15 protein-coding genes are annotated in these 16,478 nt (G+C 72.6%); 7 read left to right on the plus strand and 8 right to left on the minus strand.

Annotated elements, in window-relative coordinates; all coding sequences use genetic code 11:
- On the plus strand, nt 1-1,263 hold the full coding sequence (locus C8E84_RS12030) for a glycosyltransferase 87 family protein (protein WP_246196915.1): 1,263 nt from the start codon (nt 1-3) through the stop codon (nt 1,261-1,263).
- Here the strand turns inward: C8E84_RS12030 and C8E84_RS12035 are convergent.
- A complete protein-coding gene (locus C8E84_RS12035; protein WP_246196916.1) occupies nt 1,230-1,844 on the minus strand; it encodes a TMEM165/GDT1 family protein in 615 nt (204 codons plus the stop codon). The two genes, C8E84_RS12030 and C8E84_RS12035, sit on opposite strands and share 34 nt — an antisense overlap.
- A 209-nt stretch (nt 1,845-2,053) precedes the next feature.
- Here C8E84_RS12035 and pheA point away from each other — a divergent pair, with 209 nt between their 5' ends.
- Nucleotides 2,054-3,007: a prephenate dehydratase gene (gene pheA / locus C8E84_RS12040; RefSeq protein WP_281348940.1), complete on the plus strand. Its 954-nt coding sequence runs from the start codon at nt 2,054-2,056 to the stop codon at nt 3,005-3,007.
- 78 nt (nt 3,008-3,085) lie between these two features.
- On the opposite strand, the gene C8E84_RS12045 is transcribed toward pheA, so the two are convergent.
- Complete coding sequence (locus C8E84_RS12045) at nt 3,086-4,105, minus strand: 1-acyl-sn-glycerol-3-phosphate acyltransferase (RefSeq protein ID WP_159902443.1); 1,020 nt, start codon at nt 4,103-4,105, stop codon at nt 3,086-3,088.
- Between the two features lie 128 nt (nt 4,106-4,233).
- Between C8E84_RS12045 and C8E84_RS18435 the strand changes: the two genes are divergently transcribed.
- Both C8E84_RS18435 and C8E84_RS18440 read left to right on the plus strand, forming a co-directional pair.
- Complete coding sequence (locus C8E84_RS18435) at nt 4,234-4,962, plus strand: AMP-binding protein (RefSeq protein ID WP_343041649.1); 729 nt, start codon at nt 4,234-4,236, stop codon at nt 4,960-4,962.
- Nucleotides 4,896-5,771, plus strand: a complete 876-nt coding sequence (locus tag C8E84_RS18440; protein WP_343041817.1) for an AMP-binding protein — start codon at nt 4,896-4,898, stop codon at nt 5,769-5,771. Before C8E84_RS18435 ends, C8E84_RS18440 begins: the two co-directional genes overlap by 67 nt.
- Here C8E84_RS18440 and C8E84_RS12055 read toward each other — a convergent pair.
- The 5 genes from C8E84_RS12055 to C8E84_RS12075 all read right to left on the minus strand — a co-directional run bounded on the left by C8E84_RS12055 (nt 5,749) and on the right by C8E84_RS12075 (nt 11,245).
- Nucleotides 5,749-6,582 (minus strand): patatin-like phospholipase family protein, encoded by an 834-nt coding sequence (locus tag C8E84_RS12055; protein WP_159902445.1) that lies wholly within the window; start codon nt 6,580-6,582, stop codon nt 5,749-5,751. The genes C8E84_RS18440 and C8E84_RS12055 overlap by 23 nt on opposite strands.
- Nucleotides 6,583-6,656: 74 nt before the next feature.
- Entirely contained in the window at nt 6,657-9,416 is a 2,760-nt protein-coding gene (locus tag C8E84_RS12060) for a multicopper oxidase domain-containing protein (RefSeq protein ID WP_159902447.1), read from the minus strand.
- Nucleotides 9,413-10,492 (minus strand): hypothetical protein, encoded by a 1,080-nt coding sequence (locus C8E84_RS12065; RefSeq protein WP_159902449.1) that lies wholly within the window; start codon nt 10,490-10,492, stop codon nt 9,413-9,415. Before C8E84_RS12065 ends, C8E84_RS12060 begins: the two co-directional genes overlap by 4 nt.
- Nucleotides 10,489-10,935 (minus strand): hemerythrin domain-containing protein, encoded by a 447-nt coding sequence (locus C8E84_RS12070; RefSeq protein WP_159902451.1) that lies wholly within the window; start codon nt 10,933-10,935, stop codon nt 10,489-10,491. The genes C8E84_RS12065 and C8E84_RS12070 overlap by 4 nt, the downstream gene beginning before the upstream one ends.
- A 16-nt stretch (nt 10,936-10,951) precedes the next feature.
- Complete coding sequence (locus C8E84_RS12075; protein ID WP_159902453.1) at nt 10,952-11,245, minus strand: DUF2249 domain-containing protein; 294 nt, start codon at nt 11,243-11,245, stop codon at nt 10,952-10,954.
- 54 nt (nt 11,246-11,299) lie between these two features.
- Here C8E84_RS12075 and C8E84_RS12080 point away from each other — a divergent pair, with 54 nt between their 5' ends.
- From C8E84_RS12080 to zwf, 3 genes are all read left to right on the plus strand, one after another.
- Entirely contained in the window at nt 11,300-12,061 is a 762-nt protein-coding gene (locus tag C8E84_RS12080; RefSeq protein WP_159902455.1) for a helix-turn-helix transcriptional regulator, read from the plus strand.
- Between the two features lie 9 nt (nt 12,062-12,070).
- Entirely contained in the window at nt 12,071-13,447 is a 1,377-nt protein-coding gene (locus tag C8E84_RS12085) for an HAD-IB family hydrolase (RefSeq protein WP_159902457.1), read from the plus strand.
- A gap of 137 nt (nt 13,448-13,584) precedes the next feature.
- Nucleotides 13,585-15,015: a glucose-6-phosphate dehydrogenase gene (gene zwf / locus C8E84_RS12090; RefSeq protein WP_159902459.1), complete on the plus strand. Its 1,431-nt coding sequence runs from the start codon at nt 13,585-13,587 to the stop codon at nt 15,013-15,015.
- Between the two features lie 6 nt (nt 15,016-15,021).
- On the opposite strand, the gene C8E84_RS12095 is transcribed toward zwf, so the two are convergent.
- The gene (locus C8E84_RS12095) at nt 15,022-16,434 is read right to left on the minus strand and encodes a glycoside hydrolase domain-containing protein (protein ID WP_159902460.1); all 1,413 of its coding nucleotides are present in this window, start codon (nt 16,432-16,434) and stop codon (nt 15,022-15,024) included.
- Between the last annotated feature and the right edge of the window lie 44 nt (nt 16,435-16,478).

Genomic DNA, 16,478 nt, shown 5'->3' on the forward strand with positions numbered 1-16,478 from the left:
GTGAGCACCCGAGCAGCCGGCGTCGTCCCGTGGCACCGGTGGCTCCTCGCCGCGGTGCTCATCGCCCTGGCCTCGCTCCCGGTGGTGCTGCGCTACCTCGTCTTCTGGCCGATGGACCAGTGGCAGGTCGACGTCGAGGTCTACCGCGAGGCCGGCGTGTCCATCCTCACCGGCCGGCCGATCTACTCGGCGCTCACCGAGAGCCCGCAGCTGCTGCCGTTCACCTATCCGCCGTTCGCGGCGCTGCTCTCGATCCCGTTGGCGCTCATGCCCTTTGCCGCGGCCGGGTGGTTGTGGACCGCCTTGCAGGTGCTCGCGACGACGGCCATCGTCTGGTACGCGGGCTACCGCCTGATCCACCGGGCGGACGGCTGGATGCCGCTCGCGCTGGCCGCCCTCACCGCGCCGATGCTGTGGCTGCACCCCGTGAGCGACGGCATCCGCTTCGGCCAGGTGAACGCGTTCATCGTGCTCGCGTGCCTCATGGACCTGCGCTCGCCCCGCCCGGGGGTGCTCCGGCACGTGCCCCGCGGGGTGCTCGTCGGGTTGGCGATGGCGATCAAGCTGACGCCCGGGGTGTTCGTGGTGCACTTCCTGGTGACCCGCCGCTGGCGTGAGGCCGCGACGGCCGTCGGCACGGCGGTCGCGGTGACCATCGGGATGTGGGTGCTCATGCCGCACGCCTCGTTCGCCTTCTGGGGTGGAGCGCTCCAGGACCCCGCTCGGTTGGGGCCGAACATGGGCACGTCCAACCAGTCGCTGCGCGGGCTGCTGTTGCGCATCGGACCCGAGGGGATGCCGGGGACGGTGATCTGGTTGGTGCTCGTCGCCGCCGTGGGGTGGTTGGGTTTCGTTCTGGCTCGACGCCTGTACCTGCAGGGTGACTCGATCGGTGAGGTCGCCGCGGTGGGGTTGATGGCCTGCCTGCTGTCCCCGGTGGCCTGGATCCACCACTTCCACTGGATCGTCGTCGTCATCTTCGCCCTGCTCGGGGCCGATCCGCTGCGAGACCGGCGGCGGCTGTGGGCCGGGCTCGGGGTGACGGCGTTCTTCCTGTGTCGGCTGCCGTGGTGGGGCATCTCGTGGCTGAACCAGCCGACCTGGCCCGAGCTGCCCGGGCGGTTGCTGCAGAACGCCGACGTCGCCGGAGGGCTCGCGGCACTGGCGCTGCTCTGGTGGGTGACCCGCGACGAGGCGGCTGACCCAGCCGAGCCCGCTGAGCCGAACGGTCAGAGGACCCCGGCGATCTCCAGCGCGGAGTAGCCGGCCAGCAGCAGGCACACCGTGCCACCGATGCGCCGGATGGTCGACAGCTTCATCCGGGTGAGCAGCGTGCGCCCGAGCCCGGCAGCCAGCCCCGACACGGCAGCCAGCGCGAGGAAGGCCCCGACGAACACCGAGATCGGGTCGTCGTAGCGCACGACCAGCGACGCCGTGAGGATCTGCGACAGGTCACCCCACTCGGCGAGGAACAGGATGGTGAAGCACAGGCTCACCACCCGCCAGCCCACGACCTGCTTGGCGGCCTTGGCGCCGAACTCCTCCTCGGTCTCGGCCTCCTCCTCGTCGGCATCGCCGGCCCCGCGCAGCAGCAGGATGCCGCCGATGAGGAACAGCGTCGCGGCGACGACCTCGACGAGGGTGCGGGGCAGCTGGGCGAGCAATCCGCCGGCGGTCACGGCGATCGCGGTCTGCACGAAGAACGCGAGGCAGACCCCGATCCACACGAGCAGCGGCCGGAACCGGGTGGCCATCACGAGCGTGGCGATGAACGTCTTGTCGGGGAGTTCGACCACGAAGATCGTCCCGAAGACGATGGCGACGGTCGCGAGGTCGAGAGGCACGGCATCCACTGTAGGCACGTGGCGCGGCACCTGCCGACGTGGTCCACGGCATCCCGCCACCCCGCACTTCGTGCGACGTCGGTGCGCAGATCGGGCGAAATCCGGGGGGATCCCGCACGCAAGTCGCACGAAGTCGGGAGACGGGGGTGTGGCGGTGCGGGCGTGGAATGCGCGGGCGCCCGGATTCGCCACGGCCTAGCCTGTCGCGTGTGACCGCCTCGACCTCGCTGACCCCCACCACGCGCTACGGCTTCCTCGGCCCCGAGGGCACGTTCACGTCGATGGCCCTGGACGCGTGGGGCCCGTCCGCGCAGGGTGAGCGCGTCACGTTCGGGTCGGTGGATGCCGCGCTGACCGCCCTGCGCTCCGGCGCCATCGACGCCGCCATGGTGCCGATCGAGAACTCCGTCGAGGGCGGGGTCTCCGCCACGCTCGACGCCCTGGCCAGCGGCGACCCGCTCGTCGTCGTCGGCGAGGTGCTCGTGCCCGTCACCTTCGTGCTGGCCGCCGCGCCGGGCACCACGCGCGATGCCGTGCGGGCCGTCGGCACCCACTCCCACGCGTGGGCGCAGGTGCGCGGCTGGATCGGGGAGAACCTCCCGGATGCCGTGTACGTGCCGACGCTGTCGACCGCCTCTGCTGCGGAGGCCTTGGAACAGGGGCCGCAGCCGTTCGAGGCGGCCGTGTGTGCCCCCGCCGCGGCCCGGCTCCACGGGCTCGACGTGCTCGCCGAGGGGATCGGCGACATGCAGGCCGCCGTCACCCGGTTCGTGCTCGTGGCCCGGCCCGGCGTCGTGCCCGAGCGCACCGGGGCCGACAAGACCACGGTGGTGCTCTTCCAGCGCGACGACCACGCCGGCGGGTTGCTCGCGCTGCTCGAGCAGTTCGCCGCTCGCGGGATCAACATGACCCGGTTGGAGTCGCGCCCGACGAAGGAGTCGATGGGCTCGTACTGCTTCTCCATCGACCTCGAGGGCCACGTGCTCGACGAACGGGTGGGGGAGGCGCTCATGGGGCTGAAGCGGATCTGCTCGGAGGTGCGCTTCCTCGGGTCCTACCCGCGCGCGGACCGGCAGCGGGCCACGATCGCCCCGCTCACGGCCGACGAGGACTTCTCGGCGGCCCGGGCGTGGCTGACGGGGTTGCGCACTGGTCGTCCCTGAGTCGATTCCTTTGCCTGCGTCCGGCAGAACGGTGGTCAGAGCCACCAAACTGCCGGACGTCACGCGGTTGAGGCGGCGCTACGCCCGCACCGTGCCGCCGTGCTCGGTGACCCACTTGTCGACCTCGTCCCACCGATCGCCGAGCCACTGCTCGAAGGCGACCGGCTCGGTGGGCACCGTGTCGGCGGCGTAGGTCCAGGTCCGCACGACGAAGGGGCGGTCGTGGAAGGGCAGGGCGTCCCACATCATCCGCGGGCTGGCGAGCTGGTCGAGCCCGACGTGGGCGAGCACCATGACGTCCGCCGCCGGCCGGGCCGACCGCGCCGCCCAGGCGCCCTTGGTGCGCGGGGGCAGCACGTACTGCAGCTCCTCGGCGCGGCGGGCCAGAGCCGTGTCGCCCCGCTCACGCAGCCGCTTGATCAGGCCGGTCCGACGCGTCGGAGTCCAGTTCTGCCCCTCGGGGAAGATGACGAAGACGTCGTTGTCCTGCATCGTCGAGGCCATCTCCGCGAGCCCGGCTGAACGGTCCTCACCGGGGCGGGCCTGCGCGGGCATGAAGAACGACTGCAGCCGCGACAGGATCGTGTCGATGCCCGGGTCCCACCGCAGCGCCTCGGCCAGCACGATGCGTGGCAACCGCCCGGCGGTGCGCGACAGCAGCCACGCGATGGCCAGCGAGTCAGCGGGGCCGGCGTGCCGGGCCAGGGCCAGCAGCGGCTCGTCGTCGGAGCCGAAGTGCATCCGGTCCTCGAGCACCACCTCGAGCCCGACCCAGCGGCGCGCGTAGTACATGAGCGAGTCGAGCGCGGTCGAGAACAGCTTCTCGTGGTCCTCGCGCCACGTCGGCGACGACTGGTCGGGGCTCTTGGCGTACAGCGCCCAGCACCCCAGCAGCATCCGGATGTCGACCCACATGAGCACGACGGCCAGGCACGAGGCCCGAAAGAGTCGGGCCCGCCGGTCGACGAGCACCATGAAGGCACCAGCGACGATGACGGGCACCATCAGCCCGGTGACGAGCACCCCGACGAACGGCCACACCACGTGCAGCACGCGTCGCACGGCCAGCGGGGGAGGGGGAATGCTGCGGGCGCCCATGGCGGTCAGCGTATGCCCACCGGATGCCCACCGGATGCCGTCGAAGGGTCACCGCCGTTGCCCCTCCCCGAGTAGGTTGAGGGCCGTCCGCGGGATCCCGACACCGCGGGCGGTGAGGACGACCGGCCATGAGCACCCCCGAGCCCTACTGGGCTGCGGCGTACGGACCAGGGGTGCCGTTGCACCTCGAGCCCGGTGACACCACCCTGGTCGACCGGTTCGAGCGCACGGCCGCCACGCACCCGCAGCGCGTGGCGCTGGAGTTCCTCGGCCGCAAGACCACGTACGCCGCGATGGCCGACCAGGTCCTGCGCGTCGCGGAGGGGCTGCGCCGGCTCGGCGTCGGCCCGGGTGACAGCGTCGCCCTCCTCATGCCGAACTGCCCGCAGAACGTCATCGCCTTCTGCGCCGTGCTGTGGCTCGGGGCGACCGTCGTCGAGCACAACCCGCTCTACACGGCCGGTGAGCTGCGGCTGCCGTTCATCGACCACGGCGCGAGGGTGGCGATCGTCTGGGACAAGATCGTCCCCGTCGTCGAGGAGCTGCGCGGTGACTGCGCGCTCGAGCACGTCGTCGCCGTCGACCTCACGGCCGAGCTGCCGCTGGCCAAGCGGTTGGCCCTGCGGCTCCCGGTCGCGAAGGCCCGCGCGTCGCGGGCGGCCCTGACGACCCCGGCGCCCAGCGCCCTGCGGTGGGCCGGGCTGCTCACGGCGCCCCCGTTGGCGGCCTCGCACCCCCGCCCTTCCTGCTCGCCCTGCCGCTCTTCCACGCGTACGGCGTCACCGTGGGGATGCTGCTCGGCATCGACCTCGCCGCGACCCTCGTCCTCCTGCCCAAGCCCGAGGTGGGCCTGCTGATGGACGCCATCGAACGGGCGGTGCCGACCTTCGTGCCAGCGGTGCCGCCGCTGTACGAGCGCATCGTCGACGAGGCGCAGCGGCGCGGGGTGAGCATCCGCGGCATCCGCTACGGGTTGTCGGGTGCGATGCCGCTGCCGGCCCCGCTCGTCCAGCGCTGGGAGGCGGCGACCGGAGGGTTGCTCGTCGAGGGCTACGGGCTCACCGAGACCTCCCCCGTCGTCGTCGGCAACCCGATGACGACCGATCGGCGGCCGGGGTCGATCGGCGTGCCGTTCCCGAACGTCCAGGTGCGCATCGCCGACCCCGACGACCTCGACCGCGAGGTGCCGCTCGGTGAGCGGGGCGAGCTGCTCGTCAAGGGGCCGCAGGTGTTCGACGGCTACCGCGGGATGCCGCAGGAGACGGCTGCCTCGTTCCACGACGGGTGGTTCCTCACCGGCGACGTCGTGACGATGGACGAGAAGGGATTCATCACACTCGTGGACCGGATCAAGGAGGTCATCATCACCGGTGGCTTCAACGTCTACCCCTCCGAGGTCGAGGCGGTGCTGCGCCTGCACCCGGGGGTGCGTGACGCCGCCGTCGTCGGGGTGATGCACCCCGAGAGCGGCAGCGAGGAGGTCGTCGCGGCCGTCGTGCTCGACCCGGGTGCCCAGCTGGACTCAACGACGATCCACGACCACGCCCGCGAGTCCCTGACCGCCTACAAGGTGCCGCGGCGCTACGTCGTGCTCGACGAGCTGCCCGTCAACGCGATGGGCAAGGTGCTGCGCCGCGAGGTGGTCAGGGAGATTCGAGGTCGGTGAGGTAGGCATCGGATGCCGCGTGCGCGGCATCCATGCGTTCCTTCATCTTCGCGATGCGCGCCAACCCGATGGACACGTTCGGGCTGCTGGCGGCGCCGCTCGGCAGCACGTGCAGCTCGACGTCGTCGGGCACCGACTCCATCTCGTGCACGAACCGGTGGCGGCGGCCGATCTCGAAGGCGACGGTCGCGACCTCCCACGGCTTGGTCGGCACCTTCAGCGGCTGCTCGACCCGCCCGACCTGGAGCACGAAGATGCGGGTGGCGCCCAGGGCCAGCGCCCGCCCGATGGGGATGGAGTGCACGAGCCCGCCGTCGAGGTAGTGCCGGTCGTCGATCTTCACGGGCGGGAAGAGCCCGGGCACCGAGCACGAGGCGACGACGGCGTCGGTGAGGTCACCGTCGGCGAACCAGCGGCCGCTGGAGTCCTCGATGCAGGCGGCGACGCACTGGAAGGCGACCTCGAGCTCCTCGAACCGGCTGACCGGCAGGTAGCGCTCGATGACGTGCCGCAGCGGTGCGTTGGACAGCAGGTGGGTGCGGTACTTCGCGACCCGGGCGGCCTGGCGCATCGGGTTGTCGAGGAAGACCCCCTCGCGGACCACGGCCTCCCAGACGGCAGCGAGCCGCTCGGCCCCCTCGACCCCGGGGTCGGCGGCGATGAACGCCCCGTTCATGGCGCCGATGCTCGTGCCCAGGACCACGTCGGGGCGGATGCCGTGCTCGGCCAGCGCGCGCACCATGCCCACCTCGCTGGAGCCGAGCACCCCGCCGCCGCCGAGGACGTACGCGGTGAGCTCGTCGCGAGGCATGCCCCCAACCTACGGCTTGTGTCCGGCAGGTTGGTGGTCCGGGCAACCAACCTGCCGGACGTTGGCTGCTCACCTCACCGGGTCACGTCGAGGATGCCGTGCGCCCCCCGCTCCGCGTCCGCCATGGAGTGCGTGACGAAGGGGTACGAGCCGGGCTCGGTGGGGGACCACTCCACGAAGCCGCCCTGGGCGGGGGCCAGGCCGAGCACCTGGCTGCCACCGTCCGCGCCCTCGCTGCCCTTGCTCCCGCCGCCACGGCGCAGCAGGTACGCGCCCTCGCTCCAGACCGTGTCGAACTGGCCGCCGACGACGTGGAAGGCCGACCCGCGGTTCGGGCCCGCGGCGAGCACCCACAGGCGCACCCGCTCCCCGACGCGCGCCGTCAGGGGTGCCGCGTCGTACTGGTTGGCCACGCCGTTGAAGACGACGGCGTCGGGGGTGTCGGCGGCTGCCGAGTCGGCGTCGACCTCCGTGATCGCCGTGGACCCGTCGCCGTCGACGTGCACCTCGGACTGCACGAGGACGTAGCTGCGGTCGACGGCGGGCAGCCCGTCGGGCTCGATGACGACCGCTCCGTGCATGCCCGCCGCGATGTGGGCGCTCATCGGCATCGTCGAGCAGTGGTACATCCAGATGCCGGCCCGCTGCGCCGTGAACCGGTAGGTGAGCGAACCCCCGGGTGGAATGGTGCGCATGACCTCGTCCGGTGCCCGCTCGCCCGCGTGGAAGTCGACCGAGTGCCCCATCGACCCCTTGTTGACCAGGGTCACGACGAAGGTGTCACCCACCCGGCCGTGCAGGGTCGGCCCCGGCACGCCCCCGTTGAAGGTCCACCGCTTCTGCCGGATGCCGGGCGCGACCTCGAGCTCGACCTCCTCCACCGTGAGCGTGACCTTGCGAACGGTTGAGCCGTCGAGAGGCGGTAGCGCGGCATCGACGGCGCGGAACGCGGCATCCGGTTCCTGGCCGAGTCGGATGCCGTCGTCGGACTCCGCGGCGACCGCACCATCGGCGCTGCTCGCCCCGGGGCTGCTCGCCCCGGCGGCGGAGCCCTCGACGACGACGTCGAGGACCATGCCCATCCGGCGGTGGCCGACGATGGTGCACCACGCCTGACCGCTGGCTCCGACGACCCCGACGTCGAGGGTGGTCGAGCGGCCGGGCATCACGCGCTCGGTGCGCAGGTCGCCGCCGAAGGACAGGTCGTGGGGCGACCCTTCGTCGACGTTGACGAGGTCGATGACGAGGCGGTTGCCGGCGGGCACGGTGATCGAGGCCGGGGAGAAGGCCATGTCCCGGGCCTCGACGCGCACCCGGGTGGTCTCACCGGTGGGGGTGACCGACCCGGCCCCGGTCAGGCCGGCCGCGGCGACCGAACCCGGGCCACCGGCATCCGACGCGGGGCCGAGGCCAGCAGCGGCCGGGTCGACGGCGACGCCGAGGGTCAGCGCGAGGGCGATGGTGGCGACCCCGGCGACGAGCTGCCCCGGTGACCACACCCGCGGCTCGGGCCCGACCCGTTCGGGGCGCACCGGGTGCTCGGCGACGGTGGCGACGAGGGCCCGGCGGGCCGCGACGGCCGCCTTCACGGCGCGCAGCAGGAGGGGGACGAACGCGGCCAGCGCCACGAGGACGAGGGTCGAGGTGGCGACCCGGACCGCGCTGGGGACGGGCAGGAGGCAGACGAGCAGGCCGAGGTTGACGACGGTCACCCGCCAGACGGCGCCCCGGTTGAGCTCGGCCGATGCCGCCCGCACGACCGACGGCCCGCCGCCGAGCACCGTCGGCACGAGGTGGCTCAGCGCGCCGGCGAGGAGCTGGGCCCCGAAGCCCGCGGCGACGACGGCCGCGACGACGCCGTACCCGTCGGCCACCTCGGCCCACGAGTCGGCGGTGGCGACCCGCCACCCGACGAGCCCGAGCGCCACCGCACCCCAGGCGAGGGCGGCGGTCACCGACCACGTCGCGAAGAAGCGGGGCGGGGCCTGACGTGCCGGTGCGAGCAGCGCCCGGCCCCACCAGCCAAGCCCGGCGGCGTAGAGGGCGAGCCCGACCAACGTTGCGACGCGCGAGCCCAGCGCCGCCCCGGACCCGGTGACGGCGACCGCCGTGACGAGCACCGGCAGCGCCTGCCGCGCGAGGCGCTCGGCGCGCTCGTCGATCCGGGTGCGCAGCATCGTCGGCCACAGCGTGACGAGGGTGCCGGTCACCGTCAGCCCGATCCAGCCCAGCACCATGACCATCGAGTGCGCGACGAGCACGCGCCCGTGGGTGGTGTCGTCCAGGCCGCGGGCGAGCCACGCCCCGAGGGTCGCGCCGACGGGCACGCAGGCGGCGGCCGCCAGGTAGTAGCGCACGGTGATGCGGAACCGCCCCGGCAGCGCGTGCCGCAGTCGCCGCCACAGCTGGATGCCGTGCCAGCCCACCGCGCTCGACACCGCCACCGCCCCGGCGACGGTCAGCGGCCACAGCGAGGTCGGCACACCGACGAGCACCGCCGCCTGACCGGCGACGAGCAGGCCGATCCGCGCGTTCTGCCGAGCCCGTTCGTCGAGGGACGTCGGGGTCTTCAGGAGGGCCTGGGCGAAGTGGGTGCTCCACACCATGGCCGAGTGGGTGAGGGCACCGAGGAGCACGAGGTGCACCATCAGCCAGCTCGCGGCCGGCACGAACGGGTGGACGAGGGCGACGAGGACGGCGAGGCCGAGCCAGACCACGCCCGGCCGGTCGCGCAGCGCCCACCGACCTCGGGAGGCGCCGGGTGGCCCGGTGCGGCCCTGGCGGGTGGGTCGGGCTGCTGCGGTCGTGGTGCCGGGGGGCTCGAGGGTGGTCACGCGGGGACGCTCCGGGGGTGGCGGACGGTGAGTGCGACCGAGGCCGCGGCGGTGAGGGGGAGCAGGAGCAGGGCGACGGTGGTGAGCACGCCACCGGCCTGGGCGAGGCGGGTCTGGCCGACGAGGTCGCCGCAGACGCGGACCGCGAGCCCGGCGTGCAGGACGACGAGGGGGGCCCAGAGCACCCGTCGGTACGGCAGCGGGCGGCGCAGGACGGAGGGGAGGATGACCGGCGCGTGCGCGAGGACCATGCTCATGGCGAAGCCGAGGAAGACCGTGTGCACGAGGAGGTCGTGGGCCGCGCGGGTCGTCGGCACCCCGGTGACGGCCCAGGCGACTCCGGCCACGGTGAGCCACCCGTATCCGGCGAGCATCGCCACCGCGCTGAAGCGGGGCAGGCCGGTGGAGCGCACGGTGCGGCGGGCGACGTCGCGGGGGGCGAGCCACGCCACGAGGGCGAGCAGGGCCACCCCGAAGGCGCGGCTCCCCGGGCCCGGTGCGACGAGCGCCCACGTCGCCGCGAGGGCGAGCCCGGTCGCGAGCCAGAGCAGGGTCGTCCCTGCGGTGCGGGGGAGGTGGAACCGGGCGAGCTCGACCCGTTCGGCGGCGATCGTCAGCACGACGAACCCCGCGAGCAGCGGCACGACGACGGAGGCCTCGACCCGCACCCAGGCCAGCGCCGCGAGCACGGCGAGGCAAGCGGCGAGCACCTGGACGAGCACCTCGTCGTCGCGACGCCGTCGCCACAGCGCGACGAGGACCGCGACGAGGGCCACCGTCCCGTCGAGGAGCAGCATCCGGCCCAGGAGGGGCGGCACCGGCGCGACGAGCGCCACCCCGCCGAGGCCGAGCAGCACCGGTGCGGCGTACCCCCAGGCCGCGCGCAGGGCGACGGCCCGCTCGAGGGCGATGAGCGTGCCGAGGAAGCCGAGCACCATGAGCGGCCCGTGCACGTCGGGCAGCGCCGCTGCGTCGAGCGGCGCGGGGACCCCCATCCGCAGCAGCCCGGCATCGAGCCCGACGAGGAGGCTTGCCCCGGCCGGCAGCAGCAGCCAGGCCCGGTGCGGCGTCGTCATGGTCGGCTGGGGGCGGCCGGGGTCAGCGCGGTCACCCGCTCCCACTCCATGCCCGCGAAGGCGATGGCCGCTGCGGGGAAGAGGCCGTTCTCCTCGCGGTCGATGTGGTGGCGCAGGGCCAGCTCGAAGGCGGGGAAGGACGCGTGGTCGCCACCGCGCACCGCCGCCAGCGCGGCATCCAGTGCGGTGTGCTCGGCGCACAGGGAGCCCACGTGCTCGGTGAACTCCTCGTCCTCGGCGAGCACCGCGAAGAGGCCGGCCTCCTCGGCACCCGTGTGCGGGTGGAGCAGCCCGGCCAGGGCGTCGGCAGCCGCGACGACGGCGGCGTTGTCGCCGTGCTCGCAGGCCCGGCGCAGCACCCCGCAGGCGTTGATGATGTCGACGTGCTCGGCCATGAAGCGGCCGATGACGTCGATGCTCTCGCACCCGCAGTACGAGCACACGGCGACGACCTGCCGCTCAGGCGCGGGTGAGCCGCAGGCGCCAGGCGTCGGGACCCTCGTCGAGGTAGCGAACGGTGACCGCTCCGGCCTCGCGGTCGGCGATCTGGGCCAGCAGCGGCTTGGGGTCGTGCGGGGCGACGAGGTCGAGGGAGCCGCCGCTCGGGATCGCGGAGAGCGCACCGAACACCGTGGCGTGCCGGATGGCGTGCGGGACGGCCCGCACGTCGAGCTCAGGGATGCCGTGGTCGCTCTCGTTGCAGCCGCACGTGTGCTGACCGCCGCCGGCGAGGGGAAGGGTGGTGTGTTCCATCTGGTCCTCCGGTGTCTGATTATCTACAATGACATTGTGAAAAATACTCCGCCGATGGGTCCTTCTCCAAGTCGGGTGCTCGGGGATGCCGGTGAGCCGACCCCGCCGCCGCTTGATCCGTCGCGTCTGCGGGTGCTGCGAGAGCTCGCCGGGGCCGATCGCGCGTGCACGGTGGGCGAGCTGGCGCAGGCGCTCGGCGGCCACCCCAACACCACCCGCCACCACCTGCGGGCCCTGCTCGCCGCGGGGCTGGTCCAGGTCCCCGACACCGCGGACGCGGGCGGACGCGGCCGGCCGGCGACGCGGTACGTCGTGACGCCGCAGGGGCGGCGCACGGCATCCGGCGTCGTCGAGGGTGACCCCGCGGCGGAGGAGTACCTCGCGCTCGCGGGCGCCTTCGCCGACCGGCTGGCCGCGCTCGGCGTGGACACCTCGGAGGAGTCCAGGGCCGTGGGCCGGGCGTGGGGTGCGAGCCTCGCGGCGCGAGACGTCGCGGCCGCTGGTGGGGGCCCGGCAGGGCCGGCCCGAGAGCGGGTGGTCGAGCTGCTGCACCGTCTCGGCTTCTCACCCGTCGTGCGCCCGACGCCCGATCGCGACATCGGCCGCGAGGGCGGCCGCGACATCGGCCGCGAGGTCGAGCTGCGCACCTGTCCGCTGCTCGATGCGGCGAGACGGCATCCCGAGGTGGTGTGCCAGGTCCATGCCGGGCTGGTGAGCGGTGCGGATGCCGGGTACGGCGGGTCGGGGGAGGGTGTGCGGCTCGTGCCGTTCGCCAGTCCGGGCGCATGTCACCTCACGCTGGCGTCCGCCCGGTAGCCTCACCCCATGAGCGGCGCCGCGATCTTCGACCTTGACCGCACGCTGCTCCAGGGTGGCACCGGGCCGTTGCTGTCGAGAGCGATGTACGACCTCGGCGTCGTCACCCGCAAGCTGCCCGGCGAGAAGCTGCTGTACGGCATGTTCGACCTCATCGGCGAGACGCTGCCGTCGATCTTCCTGGCCCGGCAGGCGACCTTGGTGGCCAAGGGGCGTGAGATGGCCACGTTCGACGAGGCGGCCGTCGCGGCTGCCGAGGCGATCGCCGAGGTGGTGCACCCCTTCGCCCTGGCGCTCATCGAGCAGCACCAGGCCGCCGGTCGGCCCGTGGTGCTCGCGACCACCACGCCGTACCACCTCATCAAGCCCTTGGCCGATCGGCTGGGCTTCGACCACGTCATCGCCACGCGCTACACGATCGACGACGAGGGCAAGTTCGACGGCTCCATCACCGGCAACTTCGTCTGGTCTCGGGGCAAGATCGCGGCGGTGCGCGAGTGGGCCGAGCGTGAGGGCATCGACCTCGCCGAGAGCTTCGCCTACTCCGACTCGATCTACGACCTTCCCCTGCTCTCGGCCGTGGGGTCACCCAACGCGGTCAACCCCGACCCGCGACTGACCCTGTACGCCGTGGCGCGCGGGTGGCCGATCGTGCACTTCGACGTCTCGCCGGGGGTGTTCAAGGTGCCGGTGCTGGGCATCGAGTTGCAGCGGCTGCTCTTCCTGGCGAGCCCGCCGCTGCTCACGCCGTACGCGCGCTTCGACATCGCCGGTGTCGAGAACATCCCCCGCACCGGCCCGGCGATCCTCGTCGCCAACCACCGGTCGTACTTCGACCTCCAGACGATGATCCAGGTGCTGCGGGCCTCGGGCCGCACCGCTCGCGGGCTCGGCAAGAAGGAGATCTTCGAGGTGCCCGGCGTCGGCGCCATCGCCACGGCCCTGGGAGGCATCGCCGTCGACCGCGGCACCAGCGGGCAGGACTCGTTCGAGAACGCCGCGGTCGCCCTCGAGGGTGGTGAGCTGGTCGCGCTCATGCCGCAGGGGACGATCCCGCGCGGCGAGAAGTTCTACGACCCCGTGCTCAAGGGCAAGACGGGTGCTGCGCGCCTGGCCGCCATCACGCGAGCACCGGTCATCCCGATCGGCATCTGGGGAAGTGAGCACGTGTGGCCCCGGTCTGCGGCCGTGCCGAACGTCCTCAACGTCACCAACCCGCCGAAGGTCCGCGTGCGCGTCGGCGAGCCGGTCGAGCTGAAGTACCGCTCACCCGCGGCGGACACCAAGCGCATCATGGCCGCGATCGTCGACTGCCTGCCCCCGGAGGCGCGCGAGCACCGCGTGCCCACCGAGGAGGAGATCCGGCTCGCCACCCCGAGCAGCTGACCCGCGTACCCGGAGTGACCTATTGGTCGATTTGGGGACGGCTGGGGGGGGCGGGACGCGCGCGGATGCCGGGTGGCCGGCATCCGATGCACGACCGGGGGTAGCGGTACGCGGCCTCGGGGCGACAGTCTGGCCTCATGACCGCACCCACGACCGTCGTGCTCTTCGGTGCCACGGGGGACCTCGCCAAGCGCAAGCTCATCCCGGGGCTGCTGCACCTCTTCCAGTCCGGGCTCGTCGACGACCTGCGCGTCGTCGGCACCAGCCTCGACGAGATGAACGCCGACGCCTTCCGGGACCTGGCACTGATCGCCATCCGCGAGCACAGCACCCGCGACGTCAGCGACGCCGACTGGCGCGAGTTCGCCCAGCGGTTGGACTACGTGTCGATCTCGGCCGGGCCGGACGCCCTGCGCGAGGCGGTGGCGCGGGCCGAGGCGCTCCTGCCGGGCGAGGTGAACCAGCGACTGCACTACCTCTCGGTGCCGCCCAGGGCCGCCCTGGCCGCCGTGCGCACCATCGCCACGGCCGACCTCGCGGTGCGCAGCCGGGTGGTCATGGAGAAGCCGTTCGGCACCGACTACGCGTCAGCGGTCTCCCTCAACGCCCAGCTGCACGAGGTGTTCGATGAGGAGCAGATCTTCCGCATCGACCACTTCCTGGGCAAGGAGGCCGCGCAGAACATCCTCGCCTTCCGGTTCGCCAACGGTCTGTTCGAGCCGATCTGGCACCGAAACAGCATCTCCCACATCGAGATCGACGTTCCCGAGACCCTTGGGCTGACGCAGCGCGGCGACTTCTACGAGGCGACCGGCGCCTACCGCGACATGGTCGTGACGCACCTGTTCCAGATCCTCGCGTTCACCGCGATGGAGCCGCCGACCTCGCTCGAGCCGAGTGCCATCAGCCGGGAGAAGAACAAGGTCTTCCGCTCGATGCAGCCGATCCAGCCGAGCGACGTCGTGCGCGGGCAGTACACCGGCTACCACGATGAGCCCGGGGTGAAACCCGACTCCGAGACCGAGACCTTCGTCGCGCTGAAGTGCTTCGTCGACAACTGGCGCTGGGCCGGCGTGCCCTTCTACCTGCGCACCGGCAAGCGGATGGCCGAGGGGGCGCGGATCATCTCCATCGCCTTCCGCGAGCCTCCGCAGTCGATGTTCCCGCCGGGGTCGGGCGTCGGCGACAACGGGCCGGACCACCTGACCTTCGACCTCGCCGACAAGTCGCGCATGTCGCTGTCGTTCTACGGCAAGCGGCCGGGCCCGGGCTTTCGGCTCGACAAGCTCTCGATGCAGTTCTCCATGCAGGAGACGTCGTGGGCGGGCGCAGTGCTCGAGGCCTACGAGCGGCTCATCTACGACGCCGTGCGCGGCGACCGGACCCTGTTCACCTCGGCATCCGGCATCGAACGTCTCTGGGAGATCTCCCAGCCGCTGCTCGACAACCCCCCGACCGTGCGGCCCTACTCGCAGGGCACGTGGGGACCGAACCAGATCCACCAGCTCATCTCGCCGTACACGTGGCGGCTGCCCTTCGAGCGGGCCTGGCGCGAGCGCAAGTTCTGACCCGGGTCAGGGGCAGCGAGGCACCGGCGCGCTGTACGTCGTGTTCGACCGGTTCGACACGTAGTAGTCGCTCACCCAGCGGCCGTCGACGAGCTGGTTCCAGACGCGCGTCGTGCCCACGAGCGATCCGGACTTCTGACAGGCGACGTAGGCCAGCGCGCCACCCTGCAGCGGCCGGTTGAGGTTCGTGTAGCCGGTGCCCGGCCCCGAGCGGGTGTTCACCGGCGTTCCGATGGTGATCTGCCCGGGTGAGGCGCACCTGGGCAGGGCCGCACTGTAGGTGGTGGACGACGGCGTCGAGACGTACCGGTCGGAGACGTAGCCGCCGGTGGTGGTGCGGTCCCACACCGAGGTCGACCCGACGCGCTGACCCCTGGCCTGACAGACCACCGAGACCGTGCTGCCTGCGGGCAGCCGGCCGATGATCGACGCCGAGGTGGTGGGTGCGCTGCGCACGTTCAGGGGCGTGCTGCTCGTGACCCGGTACGCCTTCGCGACCGTGGCGACGGGACCCTTGATGACGTCGCTGTCGACGTTCATCGACACACCACCCCAGGTCTCGACGTGGTCGCCCCGGTACTGCTTGGCGCGCTGCCACTCGGCCCACAGCGTGTCCCTCGCCGTGGGCCAGCCGGTCACGGAGGCGACGCCGTCCCACCGCGTCATCCACACGGCATCCGGCCGGGCGAGGGTGGTGGACAGGTAGCTTCCCGCGAGATCGCGCAGCCCGGAGTCCTGGTGCACGTAGACGCCGGCGAGGTAGCCGTTGCGGTGCAGGGTGCGCGTCCACTGGGAGACGTAGGTTCGCACGGCGGCGACGCACGAGGCGTTGCTGCGGTCGTAGTGCTCGACGTCGGCGTAAATGGCGCTACCGGGGAGGAGCCCCAGGGCCTTGGCCTTCGCCACGGCGTCGGTGCCGTCGGCGTCGCCGCGGGCTGCCGCACCCGTGGCCGTGTACCGGTAGGGCTTGCTGCCGTAGACGCAGAACGGCTGGTCGCCGAAGTACGTCGGGACGAGGGACCATCCCGCTGCTGCGGCGCTGCGCACCCAGGATGCCGTGAGGTTGGGCTGGGCACATCCACGGTTGCGGCCGCCGATGTAGATGTTCACCCCGGTGTAGGGCGACGTGCCCCGCCAGGCGGCCAGGGCCGCCAGCGACGGAGCGGTGCAGGTGTCGAAGAACCGGCCCTGCGTGCGGGTGGCCGACGACGCGGCGGGGTAGGTCACCGGGGTGGCCGGGTCGGCGACAGCCTGGTCGGCCGTCACTGCTGCGGCGGCCACCGTCACGGCGAGCGCCGAGATGAGGGCGGTGACGCGTGATCGGGCCCGGTGGCGTGTCGGGAGGCCCCGACGGTGGGGTGTCGGCTGAGGGGTCGAGGGCGGTGGTTCGTGGTGGCTGAGGTGGCTGAGGTGTGGCATGGCCGTTCTCCCTGCTGGGAGCCTGCGGGAGCCAGGCTCCGCAC

This window comes from Ornithinibacter aureus, assembly GCF_009858245.1.
In the GTDB taxonomy this organism is placed as follows: Bacteria; Actinomycetota; Actinomycetes; order Actinomycetales; family Dermatophilaceae; genus Fodinibacter; species Fodinibacter aureus.

What these genes read in the sequence shown, in the direction of transcription:
- C8E84_RS12045 (WP_159902443.1), bottom strand. Translation starts at nt 4,105, where the DNA reads ATGGGCGCCCGCAGCATTCCCCCTCCCCCGCTGGCCGTGCGACGCGTG.
- C8E84_RS18435 (WP_343041649.1), top strand. Translation starts at nt 4,234, where the DNA reads ATGAGCACCCCCGAGCCCTACTGGGCTGCGGCGTACGGACCAGGGGTG.
- C8E84_RS18440 (WP_343041817.1), top strand. Translation starts at nt 4,896, where the DNA reads ATGCTGCTCGGCATCGACCTCGCCGCGACCCTCGTCCTCCTGCCCAAG.
- C8E84_RS12055 (WP_159902445.1), bottom strand. Translation starts at nt 6,582, where the DNA reads ATGCCTCGCGACGAGCTCACCGCGTACGTCCTCGGCGGCGGCGGGGTG.
- C8E84_RS12065 (WP_159902449.1), bottom strand. Translation starts at nt 10,492, where the DNA reads ATGACGACGCCGCACCGGGCCTGGCTGCTGCTGCCGGCCGGGGCAAGC.
- C8E84_RS12075 (WP_159902453.1), bottom strand. Translation starts at nt 11,245, where the DNA reads ATGGAACACACCACCCTTCCCCTCGCCGGCGGCGGTCAGCACACGTGC.
- C8E84_RS12080 (WP_159902455.1), top strand. Translation starts at nt 11,300, where the DNA reads ATGGGTCCTTCTCCAAGTCGGGTGCTCGGGGATGCCGGTGAGCCGACC.
- C8E84_RS12085 (WP_159902457.1), top strand. Translation starts at nt 12,071, where the DNA reads ATGAGCGGCGCCGCGATCTTCGACCTTGACCGCACGCTGCTCCAGGGT.
- zwf (WP_159902459.1), top strand. Translation starts at nt 13,585, where the DNA reads ATGACCGCACCCACGACCGTCGTGCTCTTCGGTGCCACGGGGGACCTC.
- C8E84_RS12095 (WP_159902460.1), bottom strand. Translation starts at nt 16,434, where the DNA reads ATGCCACACCTCAGCCACCTCAGCCACCACGAACCACCGCCCTCGACC.